The organism is Clostridia bacterium (assembly GCA_014360065.1).
Classification (GTDB): domain Bacteria; phylum Bacillota; class DSM-521; order Neomoorellales; family JACIYF01; genus JACIYF01.
In genome coordinates this window covers 1-9,522 of sequence record JACIYF010000101.1, presented here as the reverse complement: position 1 = coordinate 9,522, position 9,522 = coordinate 1, and the positions used below count along the sequence as shown (strand labels likewise).

The 9,522-nt window shown below is 55.6% G+C and carries 6 protein-coding genes; all 6 read left to right on the top strand.

Features of this window, described 5'->3' with window-relative positions; all coding sequences use genetic code 11:
- Nucleotides 1–1,085 (top strand): ABC transporter ATP-binding protein (locus H5U02_12090; GenBank protein MBC7343156.1); only part of this gene is annotated, 1,085 nt, incomplete at its 5' end.
- Nucleotides 1,082–2,977, top strand: coding sequence for an ABC transporter ATP-binding protein (locus tag H5U02_12085; protein MBC7343155.1), 1,896 nt, complete (start codon nt 1,082–1,084; stop codon nt 2,975–2,977). The genes H5U02_12090 and H5U02_12085, both read left to right, overlap by 4 nt.
- 799 nt (nt 2,978–3,776) lie before the next feature.
- Nucleotides 3,777–6,446: a valine--tRNA ligase gene (locus H5U02_12080; protein ID MBC7343154.1), complete on the top strand. Its 2,670-nt coding sequence runs from the start codon at nt 3,777–3,779 to the stop codon at nt 6,444–6,446.
- Nucleotides 6,443–7,774: a bifunctional folylpolyglutamate synthase/dihydrofolate synthase gene (locus H5U02_12075; protein MBC7343153.1), complete on the top strand. Its 1,332-nt coding sequence runs from the start codon at nt 6,443–6,445 to the stop codon at nt 7,772–7,774. The genes H5U02_12080 and H5U02_12075 overlap by 4 nt, the downstream gene beginning before the upstream one ends.
- Before the next feature lie 61 nt (nt 7,775–7,835).
- The gene (locus H5U02_12070) at nt 7,836–8,498 is read left to right on the top strand and encodes a redox-sensing transcriptional repressor Rex (GenBank protein ID MBC7343152.1); all 663 of its coding nucleotides are present in this window, start codon (nt 7,836–7,838) and stop codon (nt 8,496–8,498) included.
- Nucleotides 8,499–9,089, top strand: a complete 591-nt coding sequence (gene maf / locus H5U02_12065; protein ID MBC7343151.1) for a septum formation inhibitor Maf — start codon at nt 8,499–8,501, stop codon at nt 9,087–9,089.
- Nucleotides 9,090–9,522: the final 433 nt, after the last annotated feature.

The following is a 9,522-nucleotide window of genomic DNA, read 5'->3' as shown; positions in this document are numbered from 1 at the left end:
AGCGACGTTTTGATGCCGCCAACCAGGAACTGACTTCCACTGCTATCCGGGTGAATCGCATCATGGCGGCCATGATGCCAGTTATGATGCTGGTTATGAACTTCACCACCATCGCCATCATCTGGTTTGGCGGGATCCGTATCGACAACGGGGAGATGCAGGTGGGTGCTCTTATGGCCTTCTTGCAGTATGCCATGCAGATCATGTTTTCATTGCTGATGGTTTCGATCCTATTCGTGATGATACCTCGTGCCTTCGCTTCGGCCGAGAGGATTGCCCAGGTGTTGGAAATTGAGCCGGAAATTAAGGATCCGGACCTGGCCACCAACCCCAGTGACCGACGGGGATACATCGAATTTAGGAATGTCACCTTTAGTTACCCGGGTGCCGAGCAGCCGGTTCTTAGCGACATGTCCTTTACCGCTAAACCTGGCCAAGTCACGGCTATCATCGGCGGTACCGGCTCCGGGAAGTCGACCCTGGTCAATCTGATTCTCCGCTTTTACGATGTCGATAGCGGCAGCATTCTGGTTGACGGTGTAGATGTAAGGGATCAGTCTCAGGCCAGCCTCAGGACCAAGATTGGTTTTGTTCCCCAAAAAGCAATACTCTTTACTGGCACTATCGCGGACAATATCAGATACGGCAAGAAGGATGCCACTGATGAAGAGGTATCCCGCGCCGCTGAGATTGCCCAGGCCACCGAATTCATCTTGGGGGGCAAGGGAGGTTTTGATGCTGAGATTTCCCAAGGCGGAACCAACCTCTCGGGAGGGCAGAAGCAACGTCTTGCCATTGCCCGAGCCTTGGTTAGGAGGCCCGAGATCTATATTTTTGACGACAGTTTCTCAGCCCTTGACTTTAAGACCGATGCCAAGTTACGGGCAGCCCTCAAAGAGGTGACGGCTGACTCCACCGTGCTAATTGTTGCTCAGAGGGTGAGCACGGTGATGGACGCCGACCAAATAATTGTTCTCGATGAGGGCCGGATAGCGGGGATCGGCAACCACAGGCAGCTGCTCAAGGATTGCAAGGTATATCGTGAAATCATGGCCTCACAGCTTGCGGAGGGTGAGATAGCATGAGCCAGGAACAGCGGGACTTTCGACCCGGTTTTGGGCCGGGAAGGATGATGGGGAGAAGCCACCGGGGTGGCCCTCCCATGATCATGCCGGCGGAGAAGGCTAAGGATTCCCGGGGCACGGTGAAAAGGCTGACCGGCTACTTGATGCCCCATAAATTTAAGTTGGTAGCGGTATTGATAATGGCGGCCTTGAGCACCACCTTTAGCATCCTTAGCCCCAAGATCATGGGTAAAGCTACCACCAAGCTCTTTGAAGGGCTGATGATGAAAATTAAAGGGGTGCCCGGCGCCGGGGTGGATTTTGCCTATATATGGCACGTATTGGCGATCCTGGGAGGGCTCTATATCTTCAGCGCCCTTTTCAACTTTATCCAGCAATATATAATGGCGGCCGTGGCCCAGGACACTGTCTACCGTATGCGCCGGGAGGTGGACGAAAAGCTCTCCCGCCTCCCTTTGCAATTCTTTGATTCCCGTACCCATGGAGAAATCCTGAGCCGGGTAACCAATGACGTGGACAATATCGCCAGTACCTTGCAACAGACTATAGCTCAGCTCATCACGGCCGTAGTGACGCTGGTGGGGATAGTGGTGATGATGCTCACCATTAGCCCTCTTTTGACCCTTGTCTGTGCGTTGATCCTGCCTGCCAGCTTCTTGGTAACCAGGGCTATCATCAGCCGCTCCCAGAAATACTTTACCGAGCAGTGGAAGCAGCTGGGCGAGCTCAACGGCCACGTGGAAGAAATGTATACCGGGCATCAGATAGTCAAGGCCTTTGGCCATGAAGATGAAGCCATCAGCAAGTTCAACGCCATCAATGAAAGGCTTTATGCGGCTACCTGGAGATCTCAGTTTGTCTCCGGAATCATCTTTCCGCTGATGAACTTCCTCAATAACATTGGCTATGTAATCGTCTGCGTGGTGGGCGGGATCATGGTAACCAAAAGAACCATTGAAATCGGTGATGTTCAAGCCTTTATCCAGTATTCCAAACAGTTCACCCAGCCCATCACCCAAACTGCCAACATTGCCAATCTCATCCAGTCAACCGTGGCATCGGCGGAAAGGGTGTTTGAACTCTTAGATGAGGAAGAAGAGATTCCTGATCGGGATGATGCCAAGGTAATCCCCATTCCCCGGGGCCGAGTCAAGTTCCAAAACGTTCGCTTCGGTTACAAGGAAGGGGTTCCTCTGATTAAAAACATGAACATCGACGTTAAACCAGGACAGACCGTTGCTATCGTGGGTCCCACTGGCGCCGGCAAGACTACCCTGGTCAATTTATTGCTGCGTTTCTACGAAATTGGTGGCGGCAAGATCACCATCGATGGGGTTGACATTCGGGACTTAAGGCGCGGGGATTTGCGGACCATTTTTGGAATGGTGCTGCAGGATACCTGGCTCTTTAACGGTACCATCAGGGACAACATTGCCTATGGCCGGGAAGGGGCTACTGACGAAGAGATCATTCGGGCGGCCCGAGCTGCCCACGCCGACCACTTCATTAGAACTCTTCCTCACGGCTATAACACCGTGATCAACGAAGAGGCTTCCAGTATCTCTGAGGGGCAGAAGCAGCTTTTGACCATTGCCAGGGCCATACTTGCTGATCCGGCCATCCTTATCCTGGACGAAGCAACTAGCAGCGTGGATACCAGGACCGAGGTGCAGATTCAAAAGGCCATGGCCAATCTGATGAGGGGGAGAACCAGCTTTGTCATTGCCCACCGGCTGTCTACCATTCGCGATGCTGACCTGATCCTGGTGATGAATGACGGCAGCATTGTCGAAAAGGGTACCCATGCCGAACTCTTGGCCTTGGGCGGCTTTTATGCTGACCTTTACAAAAGTCAGTTCGCTGGCGCATCTCCCATAAACGAAGCTGTCTAAAAGCCAGCCGAGGCCTGGCCCATGCCTGGCTTGGCTCCGGCAATATTCCCACTTCCTGGTCTACCCCAAGCTCCGAAGCGAGTGACTTTTTGGTAACCAATGCTCTCCTCACCGCTAACCGGAGCAATTTGAGTCTGGTTGATTGCACCAGCTTTACCACCATGCGGCATCTGGGCATCAAAAAAGCCTTTGCTTTTGACAAACATTTTTCTGAGCAAGGATTTATATGCCTATCGGAGTCTTAGCGCTGGGCCTTGCAGCCAGGAAATTTAGGGAACGTCTGGTAGTTGACAAGGGAATTTGGGAAAGCTAAGATTAAGAGCAAATATAGCCCCTAGGGGCTTTTACCGGCAAGGATCGGGAGGAGTAGCCTTCAGGAGCCTGAGAGAGGGAGACCTGCCGGGACGGTAGGTTTTGAACCTACCGCCGGCGGCTGCAAGGTTTCCTGGTTTTCCCTAAAGGTGAAGGTCGCCCGGGAGCCGTAGCAGCCAAGCCCAGGCCTTTGGGCCCGGGAACCAACTGCTACCGCCAGGATGCGTTATCGTCCATAAAGCCCAAACCCCGTAGTGGTGGCTGCTCGTTACCGGCTACCGCGCTGTGCCGGTCCGGGCCGGGCTGGGTAAGCTGGGCCGGGCCAGGCTAAATAAATTGGCCGAGTAGGGTCGAGCCGGGTCAAGCTGGGTCCAGGCCAGTCAGGCGGGTCGGATGGACTATCGACGGGTTTGGGGAAATAAGGTGGTACCGCGGGACCTTTCGCCCTTAAAGCGAAAGGTCCCTTTTATTAGTGGAGGGGATAGTTTTGCAGCCGCTTAGCTCACTTAGCACTACCTATGATCCACACCAGGTAGAACAAAAATGGTATCAGTATTGGATGGACCACCGACTGTTTCGGGCTGAGGTGGATGAGGAGGGCCGACCCTTCAGCATGGTCATCCCGCCCCCCAATGTTACTGGGTCTTTACACCTGGGCCATGCCCTCAATAATACTTTACAGGACATCCTGATCCGTTGGCGGCGCATGCAAGGGTACAACGCCCTGTGGGTGCCGGGCACCGACCATGCCGGCATTGCCACCCAGGCTCGGGTAGAAGAGAACCTGGCCAAGGAAGGTCTCAAGAAGGAAGACCTGGGCCGGGAGAAGTTCCTGGAGCGAGTCTGGCAATGGAAGCATGAGTACGGCAACCGGATTGTCAACCAGCTGAAGCTGCTGGGGTGCTCCTGCGACTGGAGCCGGGAGCGGTTTACTATGGATGAGGGCTGCTCCCGGGCGGTGCGGGAAGTATTTGTCCGCCTTTACGAAAAGGGGCTGATTTATCGGGGCAACTATATCATCAATTGGTGCCCCAAATGCCATACCACCATATCCGATATTGAAGTAGACCACGAGGATACCCCCGGTCACCTATACCACCTGTGCTACCCCTTTGCCGACGGGCCGGGCTACGTGGAAGTAGCCACCACCCGACCGGAAACTATGCTGGGGGATACGGCGGTGGCGGTGCACCCGGAGGACGAGCGGTACCGGGATATAGTCGGAAGAACCCTCATTCTTCCACTGGTGGGCCGGCGCATCCCTGTCATCGCCGATGCCTACGTCGACCCCTCTTTTGGCACCGGGGCGGTCAAGGTAACCCCGGCCCATGATCCCAACGATTTTGAAATGGGCCAGCGCCACCATTTGCCCCAGGTGCGGGTCATCAACTGGGATGGCACCATGGCGGAGGAGGCAGGGCCCTATGCGGGAATGGATAGGTATGAATGCCGCCGGAAGATCGTAGAAGATCTCCAAGCCATCGGCTCCCTTACCCAGATCGAAGACTACATGCACGCGGTGGGCCATTGCTACCGCTGCCACACCGTAATTGAGCCCTTAGTCTCTAAGCAGTGGTTTGTGCGCATGAAGCCGCTGGCGGAGCCGGCCATACAGGCGGTCAAAGAGGGCAAGATCCGTTTTGTGCCCGAAAGGTTCACCCGACTCTACATCAACTGGCTGGAAAATATTCGCGACTGGTGCATTAGCCGCCAGCTGTGGTGGGGCCACCGCATTCCTGTCTGGTATTGCCAGGAGTGCGGCCGGGAAGCTGCTAGCCGGATCGATCTTGAGCGCTGCCCCAACTGCGGGAGTAAAGATTTAGTCCAGGACCCAGATGTCCTGGATACCTGGTTTAGCTCTGCCCTATGGCCCTTTTCTACCCTAGGCTGGCCAGACTCGACTCCCGAGCTTGGGCATTTTTATCCCACTTCGGTCTTGGTTACTGGCCGGGACATCATTTTCTTCTGGGTGGCGCGGATGATCTTTATGGGGCTTGAATTTACCGGGCAGGAGCCGTTTTCCGATGTCTTGATCCATGGCCTAGTACTAGATGCTGAGGGCCGGAAAATGTCCAAGTCACTAGGAAATGGCATCGATCCCATCGAGGTCATTCAAGAATACGGCGCCGATACTCTGCGCCTGACCCTGGTAACTGGCAATACTCCTGGCAACGACCTGCGTTTTCGCCAGGAGCGGCTGGAACGGGCGCGCAACTTTACCAATAAAATCTGGAACGCCTCTCGCTTCGTGCTGATGAACTTAGACGGCTTTGAGCCGGGCCATATAAAGCCTCAGTATACCTTGGCTGATCGGTGGATTCTCAGTCGTTTTGCCCGGGTGGCCCAGGAGGTTACGGCTTCGCTGGAAGCTTATGAGATCGGCAATGCTGCCGACCTCCTTTACGAGTTCTTCTGGAACCAGTTCTGTGACTGGTATATTGAGCTGGCCAAGCCGCGCCTCTATGGCGAGAACGAGGCTGAGAAGCGAACCACCCAGTTGGTGCTCTGGTACGTGCTCAAGCATACCCTGGAACTCTTGCATCCGTTCTTGCCTTTCCTGACGGAAGAGATCTGGCAGAAGCTTCCCCATGAGGGGGTAAGCATCATGGCTGCTCCTTGGCCGGAGCCGGAGGCTGAGCTCCTGGACCCGCAGGCCGAGGAGGATATGGCGGTTTTGATGGACATCATCCGCACTTACCGCAACCTGCGGGCGGAATTTGCCCTGCCCCCAGGGCGGAAGCTGCCCTTAGTGCTGATGCCCAAAAATGAGCGAGCTAAATCTTTGTTGGCCGCCCATCAGGGCTACGTGGCTGAGCTTGGTTGGGCCGACCCCATTACTGTGGTTTCGCCCGATGGGGGGCAGAAGCCGTCCCAAGCCATCGTGGGCGTGGCCGCCGGGGCCGAGGTCTACTTACCTCTAAAAGGCACCATAGATATCGAGAAAGAACGAGAACGGTTGGCCCGGGAGCTTAGGTCTTTGGAAAAGGATCTGGCGGCGGCCAAACGCAAGCTGGCTAATCCCGACTTTTTGTCCAAAGCTCCAGTCGAGGTAGTTGCTAAGGAGAAGGCTAAGGCGGAGGAGCTTGTGGGCAAGAAAGAGGCCATTAGCAGGCGGTTAGGCCTGATTAGCAGTTGGGCGGCGGAGGCGAGACCATGAATTTCCCTGAGGCCATGGAGTTTCTCACCAAGTTGACTAAGTTTGGAATGAACTTTGGTTTGGGGCGCATCGAAAGGCTGTTGGAACTGTTAGGCAATCCCCACCATGAGCTGGCTTGTGTCCATATTGGTGGGACCAATGGCAAGGGCTCGGTAGCTGCTATCATGGCTTCAGTCTTGAAGGAGAGCGGTTTTCGCACCGCTCTTTTTACTAGCCCCCACCTGCATTCCTATACCGAGAGATTCCTTATCGATGGAGTTCCCATCAGCGAGACCGAGCTGGCGGGGCTGCTGACGGAACTACGGCCGTACCTTGAGACTATGGTTCGGGAAGGCGACGAACACCCCACCGAGTTTGAAGTGCTCACTGCTTCGGCCTTTCTATACTTTTATCGCCAGCAGGTGGACTACGCGGTGATTGAAGTGGGCCTGGGGGGCGCCATCGATTCCACCAACGTTGTCGATCCCAAGGTGGCCGTGATCACCAACGTGGCCATGGACCATATGGACTACCTGGGATCGACGGTGGAGGAGATTGCCCAGGTAAAAGCGGGGATCATAAAAGCCGGCCGTCCGGTGGTTACTGCCAGCAGCGATGCCCGGGTGCTCCCCATCTTGCAGGCCAAGGCCCGGGCGGTTGGCGCTAGGCTTTACCGGGTGCAGGATTGCGCCCGTTGGCACATCAAGGGGTGGTGGAAGCGGGCTCAGACCGTGGATGTGGAAGTGGATGGTCAGACCTACCCCAACCTTGAGCTTCCTCTCTTGGGTGAGCACCAGGCCCTAAACCTGGCTACTGCTCTGGTTGCCCTTAAGCTGTTACCGGCCGAGATTCCCCCGGAAGCCATTTACCGGGGGGTTCGGGAGGTGCACTGGCCGGCTCGCTTGGAGCTAATCCCGGCCCCCCAGGGGTATTCTTTTTTGATCGATGCAGCTCACAACGTCAGCGGTGCCCAGTCGCTGCGATCGGCGCTTTCCAGGTATTTTCCCCATAAGCGCCTGATTCTGGTTATTGGCATGCTGGCCGATAAGGAGAGAGAGAAGGTCTTGGAGGTGCTTGCGCCCCTGGCCGATGTCGTAATTGTAACCAAGCCCAATAGCTATCGGGCCGGGGACTGGACTAGCCTGGCGGAGATGGCCAAGGCTAAAGCTTGCTCCGGTACCCCAGTTTATACAATTGCTGACGTAGCTCAGGCGGTGGATCAGGCTGTGGCCGTGGCCGGCCCCGGGGATCTGGTGGTGATTACCGGCTCTTTTTATATGGTAGCCGACGCTAGAGCCCATGTACTAAAGCAAAAATTCGATCTTGACGCTTTATCGGCAGGTTTTTAAGATTACTTGTGGAATTAAAGAGTGAAAGTGATCGCAAGTGGAAAGAAAGGGGTGAATCCAAGTGAAGGCCTTGAAGATACCTGAGGCCACCATAATCCGGCTTTCGGTCTATTCCCGGTACCTATCCCAAGCTGACCGGCGCGGCATTACTACCATTTCTTCGGGCGAAATTGCCGATGGGGTAGGGGTAAGCCCGGCCCAGGTGCGCAAGGATCTGGCCTATTTTGGCGAGTTTGGCACCCGCGGGGTAGGTTACAATGTTAAGGACCTCCACCGCAACATCATCAAAATCCTTGGGCTCAACAACAGGTGGCCGGTGGTCATTGTCGGGGCCGGCAATCTGGGTACGGCTCTCTGCATGTATGGTGGCTTCCGGGAACGGGGATTCGATGTGGTAGGGATGTTTGACAACGACCGGTTTAAGATTGGGCACCGCCTCAATGGCATCCCCATATATGCCATGAACGAGTTGCCGGAAGTGGTGGCCCGCGAACAGGCCCAAATCGGGGTGGTAGCGGTTCCGGCCCATAGTGCTCAGGAAGTAGCCAATGCCTTGGTAAGAGCTGGGATTCGTGCCATTCTCAACTTTGCCCCTTGCGTATTATCGGTTCCCAAGGATATTGAACTCCGCAACGTAGATCTCTCGGTCAATTTGGAGATTCTTACCTTTAACCTGGAGTTCCGGAAAAGGTTGGTACGGCAGCAAGGAGACCTGGACTTTTAGATGATGATTATTTTAGCTTCCAGCTCACCGCGGCGGCAACAATTGCTTGAGCAAATTGGATTGGCTTTTCAGGTAGTTCCTAGCTCCGTGGAGGAGATTAATGATTTAGAGCTGTCTAGCCTTGAGCCAACTCAGCTAGCTCTAAAAAATGCTCGGCGCAAGGCTAAGCAGGTAGCCAAAAGATTTCCGGCGGGGCTGGTCATTGGTGCCGATACTTTAGTAGCTATCGGCCATCAGGTTCTGGGCAAACCGAAAAGCGAGGGAGAAGCCCGGAGGATGCTGGGGCTCTTGAGCGGACGAGAGCACCAAGTCATCACCGGGCTTTGCGTTTTGGATATTGGCTCTGGTTGGGAGCGACAGCACGCGGAGGTTACCAGGGTTAAATTTCGTCGCCTGAGCGCCAGGGAAATTGAAGCTTATGTGGCTACCGGGGAGCCCTTGGACAAAGCGGGAGCCTATGGTATCCAAGGCAAGGGGGCTCTGCTGGTGGAAGCAGTCCATGGCTGCTTCTACAACGTGGTAGGCCTGCCGTTGGTAGCCTTGGACCAAATCTTGAGGGACTTCGGCATCAACCTTCTGGCTCCGGGCTAGGAGAAGAGCGCCCCCTGCGCCCAGGCTGCATAACCAGCTAGTGAAAAACCAAGTGGGGGATGCCGGGGCGGTAGTCCGGAAGCGATCCAGCCCTCAGCCGGCAGGCGAGTAGGACTTGTTAAGGATGGCTTAGCGCCTGACCGGGCGATGCATGGTAGATAGATTGGTGAATTGAGTGCTGGGCGGAGTAGAGGGCCAGCGCTCCGGCGGGGAAAGCTGGGGTGCATCCGAAAGAAGCATGAAAATGCCGAGGATGCTGGCGCAAGGCGACTTTGGGCGAGCCTCGCGAGACGTCGGCGAGACCGAGCCCGGAGGCGGGCCGAGGACAGGACGTCCGAGGCCGGCCTCTTGAGACAGGAGGTCGAATTGGCCGGGAACCCCGCCGAAGGGCGAGGGGGAGCCATACGGATCGCTGGCGAGCCCATGTGGAGCC